Annotated in this window: 17 protein-coding genes; 10 read left to right on the forward strand and 7 right to left on the reverse strand. The window is 64.3% G+C overall.

Features of this window, described 5'->3' with window-relative positions; genetic code table 11:
* The first annotated feature begins 3 nt into the window (after positions 1–3).
* The 4 genes from recN (at position 4) to xerD (ending at position 5,327) form a co-directional block, all read left to right on the forward strand.
* The gene (recN, locus tag RI444_RS07480) at positions 4–1,743 is read left to right on the forward strand and encodes a DNA repair protein RecN (protein WP_207604898.1); all 1,740 of its coding nucleotides are present in this window, start codon (positions 4–6) and stop codon (positions 1,741–1,743) included.
* 124 nt (positions 1,744–1,867) lie between these two features.
* The gene (locus RI444_RS07485) at positions 1,868–3,613 is read left to right on the forward strand and encodes a CTP synthase (protein WP_207604897.1); all 1,746 of its coding nucleotides are present in this window, start codon (positions 1,868–1,870) and stop codon (positions 3,611–3,613) included.
* 26 nt (positions 3,614–3,639) lie between these two features.
* Complete coding sequence (locus RI444_RS07490; RefSeq protein ID WP_021473417.1) at positions 3,640–4,302, forward strand: NUDIX domain-containing protein; 663 nt, start codon at positions 3,640–3,642, stop codon at positions 4,300–4,302.
* A 2-nt stretch (positions 4,303–4,304) separates the two neighbouring features.
* Positions 4,305–5,327, forward strand: coding sequence for a site-specific tyrosine recombinase XerD (gene xerD, locus RI444_RS07495; protein ID WP_079941248.1), 1,023 nt, complete (start codon positions 4,305–4,307; stop codon positions 5,325–5,327).
* A gap of 21 nt (positions 5,328–5,348) precedes the next feature.
* Here xerD and RI444_RS07500 read toward each other — a convergent pair whose 3' ends face one another.
* Positions 5,349–6,146, reverse strand: coding sequence for a hypothetical protein (locus tag RI444_RS07500; protein WP_139126791.1), 798 nt, complete (start codon positions 6,144–6,146; stop codon positions 5,349–5,351).
* A 56-nt stretch (positions 6,147–6,202) separates the two neighbouring features.
* On the opposite strand from RI444_RS07500, the gene RI444_RS07505 reads away from it, so the two are divergent.
* Positions 6,203–6,694 carry an 8-oxo-dGTP diphosphatase gene (locus tag RI444_RS07505; protein ID WP_207604896.1) on the forward strand — a complete coding sequence of 164 codons (492 nt, stop codon included), beginning with the start codon at positions 6,203–6,205 and terminating at the stop codon, positions 6,692–6,694.
* Between the two features lie 123 nt (positions 6,695–6,817).
* Here the strand turns inward: RI444_RS07505 and RI444_RS07510 are convergent, their stop codons facing one another.
* The 6 genes from RI444_RS07510 to RI444_RS07535 form a co-directional block, all read right to left on the reverse strand.
* Positions 6,818–7,957, reverse strand: coding sequence for a bifunctional 2-methylcitrate synthase/citrate synthase (locus RI444_RS07510; protein WP_021473413.1), 1,140 nt, complete (start codon positions 7,955–7,957; stop codon positions 6,818–6,820).
* Positions 7,958–8,028: 71 nt separating this feature from the next.
* A complete protein-coding gene (gene prpB, locus RI444_RS07515) occupies positions 8,029–8,934 on the reverse strand; it encodes a methylisocitrate lyase (RefSeq protein WP_069695314.1) in 906 nt (301 codons plus the stop codon).
* Positions 8,935–10,455, reverse strand: coding sequence for an MmgE/PrpD family protein (locus RI444_RS07520; protein WP_069695315.1), 1,521 nt, complete (start codon positions 10,453–10,455; stop codon positions 8,935–8,937).
* Positions 10,456–10,478: 23 nt separating this feature from the next.
* Entirely contained in the window at positions 10,479–11,120 is a 642-nt protein-coding gene (locus RI444_RS07525) for a GntR family transcriptional regulator (RefSeq protein WP_062096064.1), read from the reverse strand.
* Positions 11,121–11,196: 76 nt separating this feature from the next.
* Positions 11,197–11,910: a response regulator gene (locus RI444_RS07530; RefSeq protein ID WP_062096066.1), complete on the reverse strand. Its 714-nt coding sequence runs from the start codon at positions 11,908–11,910 to the stop codon at positions 11,197–11,199.
* Positions 11,907–13,589 (reverse strand): sensor histidine kinase, encoded by a 1,683-nt coding sequence (locus tag RI444_RS07535; protein WP_207604895.1) that lies wholly within the window; start codon positions 13,587–13,589, stop codon positions 11,907–11,909. The genes RI444_RS07530 and RI444_RS07535 overlap by 4 nt, the downstream gene beginning before the upstream one ends.
* 140 nt (positions 13,590–13,729) lie before the next feature.
* On the opposite strand from RI444_RS07535, the gene RI444_RS07540 reads away from it, so the two are divergent.
* The 5 genes from RI444_RS07540 (at position 13,730) to RI444_RS07560 (ending at position 19,141) form a co-directional block, all read left to right on the forward strand.
* Positions 13,730–15,067, forward strand: a complete 1,338-nt coding sequence (locus tag RI444_RS07540; RefSeq protein ID WP_021473407.1) for a cation:dicarboxylate symporter family transporter — start codon at positions 13,730–13,732, stop codon at positions 15,065–15,067.
* A gap of 239 nt (positions 15,068–15,306) precedes the next feature.
* The gene (locus RI444_RS07545) at positions 15,307–16,206 is read left to right on the forward strand and encodes a ParA family protein (protein ID WP_207604894.1); all 900 of its coding nucleotides are present in this window, start codon (positions 15,307–15,309) and stop codon (positions 16,204–16,206) included.
* 8 nt (positions 16,207–16,214) lie between these two features.
* Positions 16,215–17,144 carry a segregation and condensation protein A gene (locus tag RI444_RS07550; protein WP_410510802.1) on the forward strand — a complete coding sequence of 310 codons (930 nt, stop codon included), beginning with the start codon at positions 16,215–16,217 and terminating at the stop codon, positions 17,142–17,144.
* Positions 17,137–17,790 carry an SMC-Scp complex subunit ScpB gene (gene scpB, locus RI444_RS07555; RefSeq protein ID WP_069695318.1) on the forward strand — a complete coding sequence of 218 codons (654 nt, stop codon included), beginning with the start codon at positions 17,137–17,139 and terminating at the stop codon, positions 17,788–17,790. The genes RI444_RS07550 and scpB overlap by 8 nt, the downstream gene beginning before the upstream one ends.
* 151 nt (positions 17,791–17,941) lie before the next feature.
* A complete protein-coding gene (locus RI444_RS07560; protein ID WP_062096077.1) occupies positions 17,942–19,141 on the forward strand; it encodes a pseudouridine synthase in 1,200 nt (399 codons plus the stop codon).
* Positions 19,142–19,144 lie beyond the last annotated feature (3 nt).

Below are 19,144 nucleotides of genomic sequence, written 5' to 3' on the forward strand. Positions count from 1 at the left end.
AGCATGCTTGAAGAACTCCGAATCCGTGACCTCGGCGTCATCACTGACGCCGCCCTTCCGCTTGGCCCGGGCCTCAGCGTCGTCACCGGTGAAACCGGCGCCGGAAAGACCATGGTGGTCACCGCCGTCGGGCTCCTCCTGGGCGCGCGTTCGGACGCCGGTGCGGTGCGCAGCGGGGCCAAGTCAGCCTCCGCTGAAGCGGTGCTCAAGTTGGACCCGGGGCACGCCGCTGTGGAACGTGCCCGCGAAGCCGGCGGGGACGCGGAGGAGTTCGACGGCGTCGCGGAGTTGCTGCTGGCCCGCACGGTAGGCGCGGACGGACGCAGCCGTGCCCACGTTGGCGGACGGACGGCACCCGTGGGCGTCCTGGCGGAGCTGGGCGAGAGCCTGGTGGTGGTCCATGGCCAAACGGACCAGATCCGCTTGAAGGGGGCAGCCGCCCAACGCCATGCGCTGGATCGCTTCGCCGGGGCTGCCCTGGCCAAATCCCTGGGGGAGTATCAGGACCTCTACCAGCACTGGAAGTCCATTCAAGGCGAACTGGAGACCCTGCGCAGCGAAGCGCGGGAGCGGCTCCGTGAGGCCGAGTCGCTGGAGGCGGCGCTGAGCGAAATTGACGGGATTGATCCCCAGCCCGGAGAAGACGAAGCCCTCAAAGCGGAAGCCGTGAAACTGGCCAACGTCGAGGAGCTGCGCCTGGCCGCCGCGTCCGCGCACGAGTCGCTCATCGCTGAGGAGTTCGGCGACGCGGGGGACGCGACCTCCTTGGTGGATGCCGCGAAGCGAACACTGGAACACGTTGCGGACCACGATGAAGCGCTGGGGGCCGCCGCTGCCCGCCTAGCGGAGGTGGGGTTCCTCCTCAACGACATCGCCGCCGAACTTTCCAGCTATCAGGCCACCTTGGATACCGAGGGGCCGGAGCGGCTTTCCGGGATCGAAGAACGACGGGCCGCGCTGGCGAAGTTGATCCGCAAGTACGCGCCGAGCATTGACGAAGTGCTCGAGTGGGCGGCCACGGCGCGCACCAGGCTTGATGAGCTCCAAGACGACTCGAGCCGCATCGAGTCCTTGGACGCCGAGGTGGGGGCCTCCGAGGAAAAGCTCCGGAAACTGGCAGCTGCGATCACCAAGGCGCGTACCAAGGCAGCCAAGGATCTTTCAGCGCGGGTCAGTGCGGAGTTGAAGGCGCTTGCCATGGCTGACGCCACCCTGGTGATCAAGGTGGAGGACTCCGGATCCCTTGGCCCGTGGGGAGCCGATGAGATTGCGTTCCTGCTGCGCCCGCACTCGGGAGCTCCGGAACGGCCGCTGGGGAAGGGCGCCTCGGGCGGTGAACTCTCACGCGTGATGCTGGCTATCGAAGTGGTGCTTGCCGCCGTCGATCCCGTCCCGACGTTCGTCTTCGACGAAGTGGACGCGGGCGTGGGCGGGCGCGCCGCCGTCGAGATCGGCCGCAGGCTGGCCATGCTGGCCCGCCACGTCCAGGTGCTGGTGGTGACCCACTTGCCGCAGGTTGCCGCTTTCGCAGACCAACACATCCGGGTTACCAAAACGTCGGTTCGCGGGGCTGACGGGAAGACCACCAGCGGGTTCACCTCGAGCGATGTGCAGTTGCTTTCAGAGGAGGAACGGGTCAAGGAGCTGGCCCGGATGCTGGCCGGACAGGAAGACTCTGAGTCCGCCCAGGCACATGCGCAGGAGCTCCTGGACGATGCAAAACTCCTGCCCCAACGGGCCTAGCGCCAAACTGGGAGCACAATCACATCCGCCCGATTTGTTCCCCGGGGCCTTGATTACTGGCAGGGAACCGGGCAACCATGGACCATTTGGGGAACCCGAACCGGACGCTTGGAAGGCGTAATTGATGATAAGCTCGAATTCCGTGGTGCAGCGATCAAATTCCCGTGTAAATTCCCGGTTCCCGGGCTCGTCCAAGACGACCAAACACATCTTCGTCACCGGTGGTGTGGCGTCCTCGCTCGGTAAGGGTCTGACGGCTTCCAGCCTCGGCCACCTGCTGCGGGCACGCGGTTTGTCTGTAACTATGCAGAAGCTCGATCCCTATCTGAACGTGGATCCGGGCACGATGAATCCCTTCCAGCACGGCGAAGTTTTTGTCACCGATGATGGCGCAGAGACCGACCTCGACATCGGACACTACGAACGTTTCCTTGACGAAAACCTCGAAGGCTCGGCCAACGTCACAACAGGCCAGGTCTACTCCACGGTCATTGCCAAGGAACGTCGCGGCGAATACCTCGGGGACACCGTCCAGGTCATCCCGCACATCACTGATGAAATCAAGCGCCGCATGCGCCTGCCCGCCGAGGGCAAGAACGCTCCCGACGTCATCATCACTGAAATCGGCGGCACGGTGGGCGATATCGAGTCCCAGCCGTTCTTGGAGTCCGCCCGCCAGGTGCGCCAGGACGTCGGCCGGAGCAACGTGTTCTTCCTGCACGTTTCGCTGGTTCCGTACATCGGTCCGTCCCAGGAACTGAAGACCAAGCCGACGCAGCACTCCGTGGCAGCACTGCGTTCCATCGGCATCCAGCCCGAGGCGATCGTGATCCGTTCGGACCGCGAGGTGCCCGAGGCCATGCGTGAGAAGATCGGCCGCATGTGCGACGTCGACATTGACGCCGTGGTCAACGCAGCCGACGCGCCGAGCATCTATGACATCCCCAAGACCCTGCATTCCCAGGGGCTGGATTCCTACATCGTCCGGGCCCTGGACCTGCCGTTCAAGGACGTCGACTGGAGCAAGTGGGACAAGCTGCTCGAAGCCGTCCACAACCCGAAGCACCATGTGGAGATCGCCCTGGTGGGTAAGTACATCGACCTTCCTGATGCTTACCTTTCGGTGACCGAAGCCCTCCGTGCCGGCGGTTTCGCCAACGAAGCCAAGGTCAAGATCCGTTGGGTGCCCTCGGATGAGTGCGAAACGCTGGAAGGGGCCACCAAGTCCTTGGCCGGCGTGGATGCCATCTGCGTGCCCGGCGGCTTCGGCATCCGCGGCCTTGAAGGCAAGCTGGGCGCCCTGAAGTTCGCCCGCGAAACCAAGCTCCCCGTTCTTGGCTTGTGCCTTGGCCTGCAGTGCATGGTGATCGAATACGCACGCAACGTCGTGGGCCTTGAAGGTGCATCCTCGAGCGAGTTCGAGCCCGATTCCAAGTACCCGGTCATTGCCACTATGGAAGAGCAGCTGGACATCGTGGAAGGCAAGGGAGACCTCGGCGGCACCATGCGCCTGGGACTCTACGAGGCCAAGCTCGACGAAGGCTCCGTGGTTGCCGAGACCTACGGCACCACCACTGTCAGCGAACGCCACCGGCACCGCTACGAGGTAAACAACAAATACCGCGATCAGATTGCGGCCCAGGGCCTGGTGTTCTCCGGTACCTCACCTGACGGCAAGCTGGTTGAGTACGTTGAGCTTCCCCGCGAAGTCCACCCGTACTACGTAGCTACGCAGGCCCACCCGGAGCTCAGCTCACGTCCCACCCGTCCGCACCCGCTGTTTGCCGGACTGGTCAAGGCCGCGCTTGAGCGCCGCGAAGGTGCCGCTGTCGGGACCGATACCGGCGCCCGCACGGTAGCTGCCAAGTAATAACCGAATAAGCAAAGGACGGCGCGATGCCCGGTACTTCTGAAACCCCCAACACGACACGGCAGGTTTCGGACGTGCCGAGCCCGCGCCGTCTTTTGTCTTCCAGCAAGGTCTACGAGGGCCGCATTTGGGACGTTGTCAGCGACGAATTCCAGCTTGCGGAGGATACTGACGCGCTGGTCCGGGACTACATCGACCATCCCGGCGCGGTGGCAGTCCTGCCCATGAACGTGGACGGTGAAGTGCTGCTGCTCAAGCAGTACCGGCACCCGGTAGGCATGGACCTCTGGGAGATCCCGGCCGGGCTGTTGGACATCGAGGGGGAGGACTTCGTCGTCGGTGCTGCCCGCGAACTTGCCGAAGAAGCCGACCTCGTTGCTGCGACATGGAACGTCCTGGTTGACTTCTTCAACTCACCGGGCTCCTCCAGCGAAGCGGTCCGTATCTACCTTGCCCGGGGACTCACGGACGTGCCGGAGGCCGACCGCCACGTCCGGACGGACGAAGAAGCCGAAATCGAACTGCATTGGATTCCGTTGGAAGATGCCGTCCGCGCTGTGCTGGAGGGCAGGCTGCATAACCCCTCCGCAGTGCTGGGCATCCTGGCTGCCGCGGCGGCCAAGGCGGACGGCTTCAGCAGCCTGCGGCCTGCTGATGCCCCGTGGCCGGCCCACCCCAGCCAGCGCTGAGCATGCCCGGGCCCGGGGAGGCACGCGCTGTCAACGGTGTTGACCGCGCAATGACTGACTATCTCCAACACGTGGGGGTGGAACGCGGGTTGGCTGCCAACACCCTGTCCGCCTACAAACGCGACCTCGCCCGCTACGCGAACTTCCTGGCCGCCCAGGGAGTATCCGGGCCCCGGGACATCACCAGACACCACGTCACCGCCTTTGTGCAGGCGTTGTCCGACGGTTCCGACGGCGCGTCGGCACTGAACGTCCGCTCCGCAGCGCGCACTGTGGTGGCGGTCCGCGGATTGCATAAATTCTGGGCGCTGGAAGGAATCACGACGGCGGATCCCGCCAGCGAGGTCCACCCGCCGATGCCGGGCAGGAGGCTTCCGAAAGCCATCACCGTGGACGAAGTAACGAGGATTCTGGAGGCAGCAGGCACCGACACTGCCACCGGACTACGGGACCGGGCCCTCCTGGAATTCCTGTACTCCACCGGTGCGCGCATCAGCGAGGCGGTCGGCCTGGATGTGGACGATGTTTCGCTGGACAGCACGTCAACCGAGAGTACGACAACGGACGGCGTGGCACCGGACGGTGTTGCACCGGACGGTGCGGTGGGCGATCCTGCGATCGTCAGGCTCTTCGGAAAGGGTTCCAAAGAGCGGCTGGTGCCGCTCGGTTCCTACGGTGCCCGGGCTATCAACGCCTATGTCGTCCGTGGACGGCCCCTCCTGGCCTCCAAGGGTAAGGGGACCCCGGCTTTGTTCCTCAATGCCCGCGGCGGAAGGATTTCCCGCCAGAGCGCCTGGACTATCCTCAAGGCTGCCGCGGAGAAAGCGAACATCACCAAGGACGTGTCACCACACACGCTGCGCCATTCCTTCGCAACCCACCTCCTGGAAGGTGGAGCAGACGTCCGGGTGGTGCAGGAATTGTTGGGCCACGCGTCAGTTACCACGACGCAGGTCTACACCCTGGTGACGGCAGATACTCTGCGGGAAGTCTACGCAGCGGCGCATCCCCGCGCCCTGGGCTGACCGTCCACGGATCCAGGCGTCCTACTCCAGGACGCTGATGGTGAGTTCCACGGCATCCACGAAGACCGCCAGCAGCGACGTTCCCAGCCCGGCAACCAGCAACAGTCCCGGATGGGCCAAACCCACAACTACCCTCTTCAGGTCCGGGTGGCGGCGCAGGAACTTCCTGGGGACGCGGGTCTTGAGCGGCACTTCCCGCCAGCCACGAAGCCGCCTCAGGAACCATGCGCAGCGGATGATGAAAGCCATCCACAGGACGGACAGCACCAACGGGACGGCAGCCAGCATCAGGTTGAAGCCCAGGGCAGTGACTTCTTTCTCCGAGTCCCCGATGAGGGTTTGGACCGTAGTGGAGATGGAAGCACTCATCACCACCGAAGCTGCCCAGACCATGAACGCCGCGACGAGTGCCAGGAACCTGACGAAGAAGTGGCCCAGCACCGTGGAATCCACTGCGCGCAGGTGGCTGCGGGGCGTTGCATGAAGGACGAACAGGGTGGAGACGATCGTGGGCAGCGCGGCAGCGAAGACCAGCAGATACCACGTCCAGCCTGCCAGGTCCACCACCTCGTCCACGACGATCAGCCCGGCCCATACAACAGTCCATGCCCAACCGACGTACAGGGGGTGGGCTACAAGCCACTTGGGAAGCCGGACATCACGGTGCGGAGCTTTTTGCTGTGGCTTACCCGGAGCCCTAGTTGCTTCGGGTTCAGTGGTCAACGTTTCCCGGGCTTCGGCTGCCCCCGGCTCCGCGATGGTTCCGCTGTCGCTGACGGCGGCTGTGGCCGCGCGCATTTCACCCCCGGAGTTGTTCATGCGCTCACTGTAGCAATGGCGGCACCAGCGGGGGATATCGGGTTAAGGTGGGCTGCATGACAGCAGCCCACGTGACTCTTTGCTTCCTTCTTCGAAACGATGCCGAGGGAGAGCACGTCCTGCTTGGTACCAAGAAAACGGGCTTCGGAAGCGGGAAGGTCGTAGGCGTCGGAGGGCACGTGGAGCCCGGCGAGACAGCCGTGGAAGCAGCCGTCCGCGAGGTCATGGAAGAGATCAACGTCGTGGTCAGGGTAGCGGACCTCGTCCAGGCGGGAACGGTCGACTTCATCTTCCCTGCCCGGCCTGAATGGAACATGGCCACTACCGTCTATTTGACGCGTACCTGGATAGGGGAGCCATCGGAAAGCGATGAGATCGCCCCAGACTGGTATCCGGTGGCGCGGCTTCCCGTGGAACGCATGTGGGCGGACGCCGAACACTGGCTGCCGGCCATGATCGCGGGGCAACGGATCGCAGTGCAGGTTGACCTTGCGCCGGACAACCAGAGCGTCGCGAGCGTTTACACCGTCGCCTGGTCGGGCAGCTAAGGGCACCGGAACAAAGCGGGGACTCGTGCATGCGAACGACGGCGGCCCCGCCACGTTAAGGTGGCAGAACCGCCGTCGTTTGTGGTGCTTTCACACCCGAGTACTGCTTTTCAAGCCCCGGTATTAGGGGACGTGGCGCTCCTCCGGGCCGTTGTATTCGCTGAGCGGCCGGATCAGGGAATTGGATGCCAGCTGCTCCATGACGTGGGCGGTCCACCCGGTGATGCGGCTGGCCACAAACAACGGCGTGAAGGTTTGGGTGTCAAAGCCCATCAGGTGGTACGTGGGTCCGGCCGGGTAGTCGAGGTTCGGCTTGATAGCCTTCGCCTCGTCCATGGCCTGCTCAAGGCCGTTGTACAGGCCCAGGAGTTCCGGACGGCCGTAGTGGGCAATCATCTTGTCCAGGGCGGCCTTCATGGTGGGAACGCGTGAGTCGCCGTGCTTGTAGACGCGGTGACCGAAACCCATGATCTTCTTCTTTTGGGCGAGGGCTTCTTCCATCCAGGACCGGGCCCTGGCCGCGGCTTCTTCGAGTGTTTCTTCGCTGCGGATGCCGATCTCGTCGAAGGTGTGCATGACAGCTTCGTTGGCGCCGCCGTGCAGGGGTCCTTTGAGCGCCCCGATGGCTGCGGTCACGGCAGAGTGCAGGTCGGACAGCGTCGAGGTCACCACGCGGGCGGTGAACGTCGAGGCGTTGAACGAGTGCTCCGCATAGAGGATCATCGAGACGTTGAAAGCCTCTACCACCTCGTCAACGGGTTCCTCACCGAATGTCATCCAGAGGAAGTTGGCTGAGTAGTCCAGGTCTTCCCGGGGTTCAACGACGTCCTCGCCCCTGCGGCGGCGCTGGTCGTAGGCCACCACGGCAGGCATGGCAGCCCACAGATCGATGGCCTTCTTCATGTTGGCTTCGGGGCTGGAGTCCTCGGCGAGTTCGTGGCGTGCACCAAGCACTGAAGCCGCGGTCCGGCAGACGTCCATGGGGTGCGCGGTAGTGGGCAGCGTGTCGATCACGGTCTTGACCACGGGATCCAGCGCGCGGCCCGCGCGCTCGCGGGCTGTGAACTCAGCCAGTTGGGCCTGGTTTGGAAGTTCACCGTTCCAGAGGAGGTAGGCGACTTCCTCGAAGCTGCACTTGGCGGCCAGCTCCTGGACCGGGTAGCCGCGATACAGCAGCGAGTTCGTCTCCGGGTTGACCTTGGAGACTGCGGTGTAATCCACCACGACTCCGGCGAGGCCCTTCTTGATGTCAACATCTGCCATGTTGAACTCCTTCGTTCTAGTGCCGGCCGCCGGAAGATTCCGGTGGCCAGCGTCCCCTTGTTGGTACGGGCCTAGCGGATGCCAGGAACCTGGAAATTGAAAACGCCGGTATCGAACTGGTTGTATGCCTCGTAGTCCACGAGTTCGTAGAGGCGAGCGCGCGTGAGCATGTTCTCTACTTGCGCCTCTTGGGTCCCCGCAGCCTTGATCGTTTCCAGAGTACGCTCTGCTGCGCCCATGGCAATGCGGAGGAGGGTGACGGGGTAGATGACCATGTTCACGCCCACCTCCTGGAGCTGTTCGACGGTGAAGAGCTCGCTTTTTCCGAACTCGGTCATATTGGCCAGGATGGGCACGTCCACGGCGTCGCGAATGGCTTGGAACTCGTGAAGGTCCCGCATGGCTTCGGGGAAGATCGCGTCGGCGCCGGCGTCCACGAGTGCTTTGGCACGATCCTTCGCGGCCTCCAAACCGTCAACGGCGCGGATGTCCGTGCGGGCCATGATGAGGAAGTTCGGGTCCCGGCGTGCGTCGGCTGCGGCGCGGATGCGCTTGGTGGCGGTGTCGAGGTCCACCACGTTCTTGCCGTCCAGATGGCCGCAGCGTTTGGGGTTGAACTGGTCCTCGATGTGGCAGCCGGCCAGGCCGGCGTTTTCGAGTTCCTGGATGGTGCGGGCCACGTTCATGGGTTCACCGAAGCCGGTGTCCGCGTCCACGAGGGAGGGCAGGTCCGTCATCCGGGCGATCTGTCCTGCGCGGGTGGCGACTTCGGTGAGGGTGGTCAGGCCGATGTCGGGCAGGCCGAGGTCGTTGGCCAGGACGGCCCCGGAGATGTAGACCCCGGCGAAGCCTTTTTCCTCGATGAGGCGGGCGGAGAGCGGGTTGAACGCGCCCGGGAATTGCTGCACGGACCCGGAGCCCAGCAGCTCCCGCAGTTTCACCCGTTTCTGTTCGGGCGTGGTGGTGGAGTAGAGCATTTAGAACAGTCCCTTCGGAGCTGCTTCGAGGTTGATCACGCCGGGGGCGGCGGTGATGTTGAGCTGGTCAAGTTCGCCGGCGCCGAGTTCGGTGAGGCGTTCGACGGCGGCGAGGAACCGTTCGATCTCGGCCTCCTCGACCAGGCCGGCGGCGAGGGTGCGGAACTTGTTGACGTACTGCTCGCGGGCGAACGGCCGGGCGCCGAGCGGGTGGGCATCGGCGACGGCGATTTCATCGGTGATGACCGTGCCGTCCTTGAGTGTGATGACAACGGTGCCGCCGAAGGCTTTCTCCGTGATGTCGAGGGAGTGGTAGCGGCGGGTCCACTCGGGGTCCTCCACGGTGCTGACCTTGTGCCAGAGTTCCACGGTGTCCGGGCGCGCGGCGCGTTCGGGGGCGTAGGAGTCCACGTGGTGCCAGGCGCCGTCCTGCAGGGCGACGGTGAAGATGTACGGGATGGAGTGGTCCAGGGTTTCCCGCGACGCCGTGGGGGAGTACTTCTGGGGGTCGTTGGCCCCGGAGCCGATGACGTAGTGGGTGTGGTGGCTGGTCTTGATCAGCACGGAGTCCACGTTGGCGGGGTCGGTGGTTTCGGGGTGCTCGCGGTTGAGCTTGCGGGCCAAATCGATCCAGGCCTGGGCCTGGTACTCGGCGGAATGTTCCTTGGTGTAGGTGTCAAGGATGGCGCGCTTGGCCTCGCCCTTTTCCGGCAGCGGCACTTCGTAGGAGGCATCGGGGCCATCGAGCATCCAGGCGATCACGCCGTCTTCGCCCTCGTAGATCGGCACGGGGGAGGTCTGTCCGCGCATGGCACGGTCGGCGGATTCAATGGCCATCTTGCCGGCGAAGGCCGGGGCGTGGGCTTTCCAGGTGGAGATTTCGCCCTTGCGGGACTGCCGGGTGGCGGTAGTGGTGTGCAGTGCCTGGCCCACGGACTGGAAGATGGTCTCCACGTCCAGGCCAAGCAGGGTTCCGATGCCGGCGGCGGCCGAGGGACCGAGGTGGGCTACATGGTCGATCTTGTGCTTGTGCAGGCAGATGGCCTTGACCAGGTTCACCTGGATTTCATAGCCGGTGGCGATCGCCCGGACGAGGTCGGCGCCGTTGGCCCCGGTGTGCTGGGCAACGGCCAGGATCGGGGGAATGTTGTCGCCGGGGTGGGAGTAATCGGCGGCCAGGAAGGTGTCGTGGTAATCCAGTTCCCGTACCGCCACGCCGTTGGCCCAGGCAGCCCACTCCGGGGAGACCCGCTCATCGATGCCGAACACCTTGGCGCCCTTGCCGTTGGCGGAGGGGCCGTGGGCCAGTGCCTGCGCCCTCGCGGCAACGATCGGTGCACGGTTCAGCGAAGCAATTGCCACGGAGGCGTTGTCGATGATCCGGTTGATCACCATCTCCGTCACTTCCGGCGTCACGTCTACGGGGTCAGCGGCAACCACCGCGATCTTGTGGGCCAACTGCTCCTCACGCGGGAGGTTCTCCTCGGACTTGTAAACACGAACGTGGTGGTTCCGGACCATGGTGCTCCTTCGGGTAGGGCGTTTCAGCGTGCCGCGTATGTGGCTTTGAGATGGGTAAGGCTGCGGTGCAGGTGGACGGTGGTAGCCGCTTCAGCCAGCCGGCTGTTTCCGGCAGCTATGGCCTCGGCGATGGCAGCGTGCTCTGCGGACGCCGCCTTTAGCCGCGCCGTGTCGTCGGCCGCGAGGCGCCGCACCCGGACCAAGTGCACGCGCAGGTTGCGCATGGCTTGGGCCAGGTAGGAATTTGCGATGGCGGCGTCCATGGCGTCATCCAGCCGGCTGACCAGGGCGTAGTAGTCGCGGCGCGCAGGGTCTTCGCTGCTGAGCAGTTCAGGTGCCCTGAGGAGTTGGGCCTGCAAGTCCGCAAACACGGCGGGTTCCCCGCGAACGGCAGCGAGGGCTGCTGCGCGGACCTCCAGGGTTTCGCGCAGTTCGAAAAGTTCATCGATGCTGTCGAGGGAGATGTCGGTGACAACGACGCCGCGGCCGCCTGCCGCCGTCGTCAGTCCTTCTGCGGTCAGCCGGCCCAATGCCTCCCGAAGGGGAGTGCGGGACACGCCAAGCCGCTCGGATTGCTCCACTTCGGCCAGGACCGCCCCCGGACGAAGACGCCACTCAACGATGTCCTCCCGGAGGGTGGCGTAAGCCCGGTCACTAGCGCGCATGCCGCCAGTGTATACATCAAGGCCCCTTAAGCGCTAGTGCGCTGCTCTGCACGGGTTGAATGTATACAAAGGAGTGCTAGTTCCGGTTCCAGCCGTATTCGTTCTCCGGGCGCCCCGGCGTGCCGTACCTGGGCGCCCGGGTGACAGTTCCGGCGTCGGCGAGGTACTCGAGGTAGCGACGCGCCGTGACCCGGGACATCCCGAGCGATTCCATTACTTCGCTCGCCGACACCGGTCCCGGGTTGCCCCGGACGAACTCCTTCACCATGTCAAGGGAAGACCCGGACAGCCCTTTTGGCAGGGGCAGTTCCGTGGGGGCCCGGAGGCTGGCGAACGCCTGGTCCACGTCGCTTTGGGAGGCGCCGGCTTTCGACGGGCCTGCAGCGGGGCCGGCCAATTGGTCCCGGAAGGTGCGGTAGCTGTTGAGCTTGTCGGCGAAGGTGGCGTAGGTGAAGGGTTTGATCAGGTACTGCACGACCCCGATCGACACCGCGCTCCGGACGATGCTGAGTTCGCGGACCGCAGTAATGGCGATGATGTCAGCGAATATTCCGGCCGAACGCATGCGCCGCGCGACGTCCAGGCCGTGCAGGTCCGGCAGGTTCATATCCAGGAGCACGAGGTCCACGGGCGCGCCGGACGCGGAAAACTCGCCCAGGATCCGGAGCGCCGACTGTCCATCCGCCGCAGTGCCGACCAGCGTAAAACCCTCAACCCTGCCGACGTAAGTGGAATGTGCGTCCGAGGCAATGGGTTCGTCCTCGACCACCAGAACGCGGATGTCCGTCATGCCTTCTCTTCCTTGGGAACGGGCGCGGGCAGTACAACATGGAAGCGGGCGCCTCCGGTGCCGTCAACCGACCCCTCACCACCATCGGTGAGCCCCCGGTTGTCGATGGACATCCTACCGTTCAGCCGCCGGACAGCCTGGCGGACCAAGGCCAGCCCGACGCCCCTGCCGTGGCCGCCGCGGGGATCGTGCGGGGACTTGGTGCTGTAGCCGTACTGCAGGATGTCGTCAATGGAGGTCGGGTCGATCCCGGGGCCCGAGTCCCGGACCGTAAGTTCGACGACGGCGTCCCCGGCGCCCACGGCCAACTCCACCTTCCGGGGCGGCTCGCCGGCGGCCGCGGCGTCGATCGCGTTGTCCAGCAGGTTTCCGAGGATGGTCACCAGGTCCTGGATTTCCACGCCGCGCACGTCGGCGTTGCCCGATGTCCGGACGGAAAGCTCCACGCCACGTTCGTGGGCTTCCGCGGCTTTGCCCATCACCAGCGCACTCATGACCGGCTCGTCGACGGAAGCGAGCATGTCGTCGGTCAATTGCTGGCTCAACTCCAAATCCTTGGTAGCGAATTCCAAGGCCTCCGGCGTGCGGCCCAATTCCAGGAGGGACACGATCATGTGAAGCCGGTTGGCGTGTTCGTGGGTCTGTGCCCGCAGCGCGTCGGACAGTGTCTTCATGGTTTCCAGTTCCGTGCCGAGCGACTCGATCTCCGTACGGTCCCGGATGGTGGCAACGGTGCCGTACACGGCGGGCTTTTGCCGGTTTCGCGTGGAGGTCGGTCCGGCAGCAGGGGCCTGGTTGACCACCAGGATGCGTGAACCCGTCAAGTGGATCTCGTCATGGGCGGTCCTACCGGATTCAAACAATGCTTTGAGGCTGCCTTCCAGCGGAAGCTCGCTGAGCCGTGGAGCCTGGTCGGGGGAGCGGTCGGCAGCCGCGGGCTGGAGTCCCAGCAGCTCTGCGGCCTGGTCGTTGTACATCACCGCTTTGCCCTGCGTGTCGATGAGGATGAGTCCCTCCCGGACCGAATGCAGGACTGATTCGTAATAGGCGAACAACTGGGCAAGCTGTTCAGGACCCCAGCCGCGGGTGACCGTACGGAGGTAGCGGCCCAGCAGCCAGGATGCGAAGGAACCGAAGATCAGCACACCTATGGCGATGCCGCCAATGACCCCCAGCCGTTGGGCCAGATCCGTGTCCACGGTGCGGACAGTGACACCGGCGGCTACCAAGGCCTTCACGGTGCCCTCCGGGTCCTTGACGGGGGCAATGGTCCGGACGGAAGGCCCAAGCGTACCGGCCGTAACTTCCGTAAACGTTTCGCCCCGCAGCACCGGCTCAATGGTCCCGATGTACGCCCCTCCGATTTCCTCGGGCCGGGGGTGGGTCCAGCGTGTCCTGTCCGGCGCCATGATGGTGATGAAGTCGGCCTCGGCGTCGGCCATCACCTCCATGGCGTAGGGCTGCAGGGAAGCTGTCGGATCAGGTGCGGCGGCGGCCTGCAGCACAAAGGGGTTGTTGGCTATGGACGTAGCGATGGCCCGCATCCGGATGCCTGCATCGTCGTACGCCCGGTCGCGGGCCTCCACTACCGAGAAGGCGCCGAACACCGCGGTGAGGACCAGGACGAACAGCAAGTTCGCCACGAACAGGCGGCGGGCAATACTCCAGCTGTGAAACACGTGTGGCCTCCCATGACCAATATGACCGCAACGGTGATACGTGTCACCACTGGCTGAATGATGGATATCACACAAGGACAGCGGAGTGGGCTGGCAAGCAGCACCGCGGCGCCTTACACAGTATCCAGAAGGAGAATCCAATGACCTCTCAACGAGGAGAGTCGGCAGTCGCCGCCGCAGGAGGGCGTAAGGGGCTCGACAAGTCGCATTACCTCTACATCGCCGTCATCCTGGCCGTAGTCCTTGGAGCCGTGGTGGGCCTCGTGTTCCCCGAAGCAGGGAAATCGCTCAAGCCGCTCGGCGACGGCTTCATCAAGCTGATCAAGATGATGATCGCGCCCGTGATCTTCTGCACCATCGTCCTGGGCATCGGCTCCATCGCCAAGGCAGCCACCGTCGGAAAAGTCGGCGGACTTGCCCTGGGCTACTTCGTGGCCATGTCCACCTTCGCCCTCGCCATCGGCCTGGTAGTGGGCAACCTGATCCATCCCGGAGAAGGGCTGAAGCTCACTCCCTATGACCCCAACAAGAAGGCCGCAACGGACAGCACCGTGGACTTCCTCCTCGGGATCATCCCGGGCGATATCCCGGTCCTGCCGACGCTGCTCGCGGCTATCCTGGTAGGTTTCGCACTCCAGAAGATGGGCAAGCAGGGCCAGCCGATCCTCAACGCCATCGGCCACGGCCAGCGATTGGTCTTCCGCATCCTCATCATGATCATGTGGCTCGCCCCGGTAGGCGCCTTCGGCGCCATCGCCGCCGTCGTCGGTGCAACCGGCGCCCAGGCAATCCTGAGCATGTTCACGCTGATGCTCGCCTTCTACATCACCTGCGCACTGTTCATCGTGGTCATCCTCGGCACCTTGCTCCGCACGGTAGCCGGCGTCAATATCTTCAAGCTGATGAAGTACCTCGCCCGCGAGTACCTCCTCATCTTCTCCACGTCATCCTCCGAAGCTGCCCTTCCGCGCCTCATTGCCAAGATGGAACACCTCGGTGTCTCCAAGCCCGTGGTCGGTGTCACGGTTCCCACCGGTTACTCCTTCAACCTCGACGGAACTGCGATCTACCTGACAATGGCCTCGCTGTTCGTCGCCAACGCCATGGGCACACCCCTTGACCTCGGCGCGCAGATCTCCCTGCTGGTCTTCATGATCATCGCTTCCAAGGGCGCGGCAGGCGTCACCGGAGCAGGCCTGGCCACCCTGGCCGCCGGCCTCCAGGCCCACAAGCCCGAACTCCTCGGCGGCGTGGGAATGATCGTTGGCATCGACCGCTTCATGTCCGAGGCCCGGGCCCTGACCAACTTCACGGGCAACGCCGTGGCCACCGTCCTGATCGGCACTTGGGTCAAGGAGATCGACTCAACCCAGGTCAACCAGGTTCTCAGCGGAAATGCACCGTTCGACGAGCAAACAATGATGGCTCACGACGAGGTGGCCGAAGCTCCCCAGGAACGGGAAAAGGCTTCTGTCTAGCTCCTTGTTGCACCAAGGAAGGCCGGTACCCGCAAGGGTGCCGGCCTTTCCCGTGTCCGGATGGACCGCCGTGAAAGACAAGCAACCTTCCACCTCAACTAGAGGGTAAAGGCTCACAAATGAAGGAAAGTCAAGTTCCCAAAAATACCGTGTCGGGGGCTGTAGCCTAGGTGGGTAGCAGGGCTGAACCTCAAGGATCAGCGGCAGGGAAGATCGTCGTCGAAAGAGTGGTTGGATTAGTGAGCATCGAACGGGGAACAACAACCCTGGCAGGCACCGAGCTCGATCTGGAAGACGCCATCATGGGACCTACGGGCCGCCCTTACCGCGAATTCCCGGAACCGGCTCCACTTGCCTCCCACGGACCTGCGCGGGTTATCGCCATGGTCAACCAAAAAGGTGGCGTCGGCAAGACCACCTCCACCATCAACCTGGCCGCTGCGCTCGCCGAGTTCGGCCGCAAAGTCCTGTTGGTGGACTTCGACCCCCAGGGTGCGTTGTCGGCAGGACTCGGGGTCAACCCGCATGAGCTGGACCTGACGGTCTACAACGTGCTCATGGACCGCAAGGTGAGCATTCGCGATGCCATCCACCAGACCGGCGTCGAAGGAGTGGACCTCCTGCCGGCAAACATCGACCTCTCCGCGGCTGAAGTGCAGCTCGTCAATGAAGTTGCCCGCGAGCAGGTGCTGGACCGTGCGTTGAAGAGCGTCGAAGACGAATACGACGTCGTCCTGATCGACTGCCAGCCCTCCCTCGGGCTGCTGACCGTCAACGCGCTCACCGCGGCCCACGGCGTCATCATTCCCCTCATTTGCGAGTTCTTCGCGCTCCGCGCTGTCGCCTTGCTCGTGGAAACCATCGAGAAAGTCCAGGACAGGCTGAACCCCAGGCTCCAGGTGGACGGCGTGCTGGCAACCATGTACGACGCCCGTACACTGCACAGCCGCGAGGTCATTTCCCGGCTCGTGGAAGCTTTCGGAGACAAGGTGTTCGAGACCGTCATCAAGCGTTCCATCAAGTTCGCCGACGCCACCGTAGCTGCCGAGCCCATTACCAGCTACGCCGGCAATCACGTGGGCGCTGACGCCTACCGCCGGCTGGCCAAGGAACTCATCTCGCGCGGCGGCGCGCCCTAACCGACGGCGTGACTCTTCCGGTAGTTCCGCAGGCAGTGGACCCGTCTCCAGAAGGGCCCGGCGCCGCGGCCTCCTCCGACGCCGCTGCCTCGCCCGGCGCCGCTGCCTCCTCCGGCGGCAAGGGGGGCTTCGAGGTACGGCTGGCCAACTTCACCGGGCCGTTCGACCTCCTGCTGGGCCTCATTGCCAAGCACAAGATGGACATCACCGAGGTTGCCCTGGCCACGGTGACTGATGAATTCATCAAGTACATCCGCAGGCTGCAGGACCTCGGTGAGGATTGGGCCTTGGACGAGGCCAGCGAGTTCCTGGTGATTGCCGCCACCCTCCTGGACCTGAAAGCCGCCCGCTTATTGCCGGCGGGCGAGGTGGAGGACGACGAGGATATCGCCTTACTGGAAACGCGGGACCTTCTCTTCGCCCGTCTCCTGCAGTACAAGGCCTTCAAGCAAGTGGCAGGGATACTGGCCGGCACCTTGGAAGAGGAAGCCCGCAGGTTTCCGCGCCAGGTGGCCCTTGAAGGACACTTCGCGGCGTTGTTGCCCGAGCTTCTATGGCGGCACACCCCGGAGCAGTTCGCCGCGCTGGCTGCCAAGGCGCTCAAGCCAAAGGAAGCACCGCCAACCGAGGTTGGACTGGAGCACCTGCATGCGCCGCCCGTGAGCGTCAGGGAGCAGGCAGTAATCCTCGGAGACAGGCTGAAGCGCGGCGCACCGCTGACTTTCCAGGCACTGGTTGCCGACGCCGACAGCACCTTGGTGGTGGTGGCCCGTTTCCTGGCGTTGCTGGAGATGTTCCGGGACCGCGTTGTGGCCTTTGAACAGCCGGCACCGCTGGGCGGATTGACCGTGCGGTGGACAGGTCAGGATGCCGGGTGGGACGGCTCCAACCTCAGCGAGGAGTACCAGGACGAAGGAGATGCTGGCATCGATGACTGAGCAGAACGCCGAAGACGGCCTCGCCGAACTCGAAGCGTTGCCGGGAGGGGCGCGGGCAGCCCTGGAAGCAGTGCTGATGGTCATTGATGAGCCGGCCACGTCCGAAGAGCTGGCCGCCGGCCTCAACGTGACGGTCGCCGTCGTCGAAGATTTGCTGCAGGACCTGCAGCGGGAGTATAGCGGCTATACTGTTAAAGCCCCGGACGTGGACGTTGACGGCTTTGCCGCTGCCAGCACTGCACCCCGGGGTTTCGAATTGCGGAACGTCGCCGGTGGCTGGCGCATCTATTCGCGGCCGGACTTTGCTGACATCGTGGGGAAGTTCGTCCTTGAAGGGCAAACTTCCAAGCTGACGCAGGCAGCACTGGAGACGCTGGCGGTGATTGCCTACCGGCAGCCTGTCTCCCGGGCGAGGGTTTCGGCAATTCGCGGCGTTAACGTCGATTCCGTCGTCAGGACGCTGACCCAGCGCGGGTTGATCGAGGACGCCGGGAACGATCCCGAATCCGGCGCAATCCTGTACCGGACCACCTCCTACTTCCTGGAGCGGATGGGAATCGGCTCGGTGGCTGAACTGCCCCAGCTGGCTCCGCACCTTCCCGGTTTGGAAGGGATCGAGGAGTACTACGACGCCAGCCGGATGTGAGGACATCCTCCGCCGGCACGAAGTAATTTAATACGGAATTCCATGGCACGCGTGATGCGTGCCGGAGCAGCAAGGGGCAGACTACACCTGCCCGGCTGGCTAGTGTTGGTTCCAATACCCAATGCCGGCCATAACAACACAAGGACGGGTCATGACACAGGCGGGACGCCAGGGTTCACCACGTAACGGTTCGGGACGCAACAGCGCCGGACGCAATGGAGCACAGGGCGGCGCAGGCCGTTCCGGTTTCACCCAGCGAGGCGGCAACGCCGGCGCGGGTAAGCGCTCCTTCAATCAGGGCGAAGGCCGCCCCTTCAAGGCTGCGAAGCCCCGGGAAGAACGGCCGTTCGATCCCGACAACCCCACGACGGCGGATAGCTTCAGGGCCGCGAAGCCGGCCAAGCCCTTCCGCAAGCCGGGTTCCAACAAGCCGGGCTACGGCAAGGCTCCCGGAACGCCCGGGGCCTTGAAGCCCAAGAAGAAGCCCGGCAACGCCAAGCAGTACGGTTCCAAGGCTTTCGGCAGCGAGCGGTTCGGCCGCAACCTGGGCCCTGTCCGCAAGCCTGCGGGCAACCGGGGTTCCCGGCAGGAAGTCCCGCAGTCCGAAGTCCACGATGCTGACGGCGTGCGCCTGCAGAAAGTGATGGCACAGGCCGGCGTGGCATCGCGCCGCGTCTGCGAGGAAATGATCCTCGAGGGACGCGTCGAGGTCGACGGGCAGGTTACTACCGAGCTCGGCGTCCGCGTGGACCCGAAATCCGCCGTGATCCACGTTGACGGGATCCGCATCCAGCTCGACGAGACCCTCGTGTACATGGTGTTCAACAAGCCCAAGGGCGTAGTTTCCACCATGGAGGACCCCGAGGGCCGGCCTTGCATCAGCGATTTCCTCAAGACCAACAAGAACAAGGGCGAACGTCTTTTCCACGTCGGCCGCCTGGATGTCGCCACCGAGGGGCTGCTGTTGTTGACCAACGACGGCGAACTTGCCAACCGCTTGACCCACCCTTCCTACGAGGTCCCCAAGACCTACTTGGTCCAGGTGCGGGGGCCGTTCCCGCAGGGCGTGGGCGCGCAGCTGAAGTCCGGCGTCGAGCTTGAAGACGGCATCGCGGCGGTGGATTCTTTCCGGCTGGTTGACTCCACGCCCGGCCACGTCCTGATTGAGGTTGTCCTCCACTCGGGCAAGAACCGCATCGTCCGCCGCATGTTTGACGCCGTGGGCTTCCCGGTTGAGCGGCTGGTCCGCGTCAAGGTTGGACCCATCGGCCTGGGCGACCAGCGCCAGGGAAGCATCCGCAACCTCGGCAAGCAGGAGATCGGCCACCTCATGGCAGCGGTGGGACTCTAAGCT

Source organism: Paenarthrobacter sp. AT5 (assembly GCF_032764245.1).
Taxonomy (GTDB): domain Bacteria; phylum Actinomycetota; class Actinomycetes; order Actinomycetales; family Micrococcaceae; genus Arthrobacter; species Arthrobacter ureafaciens.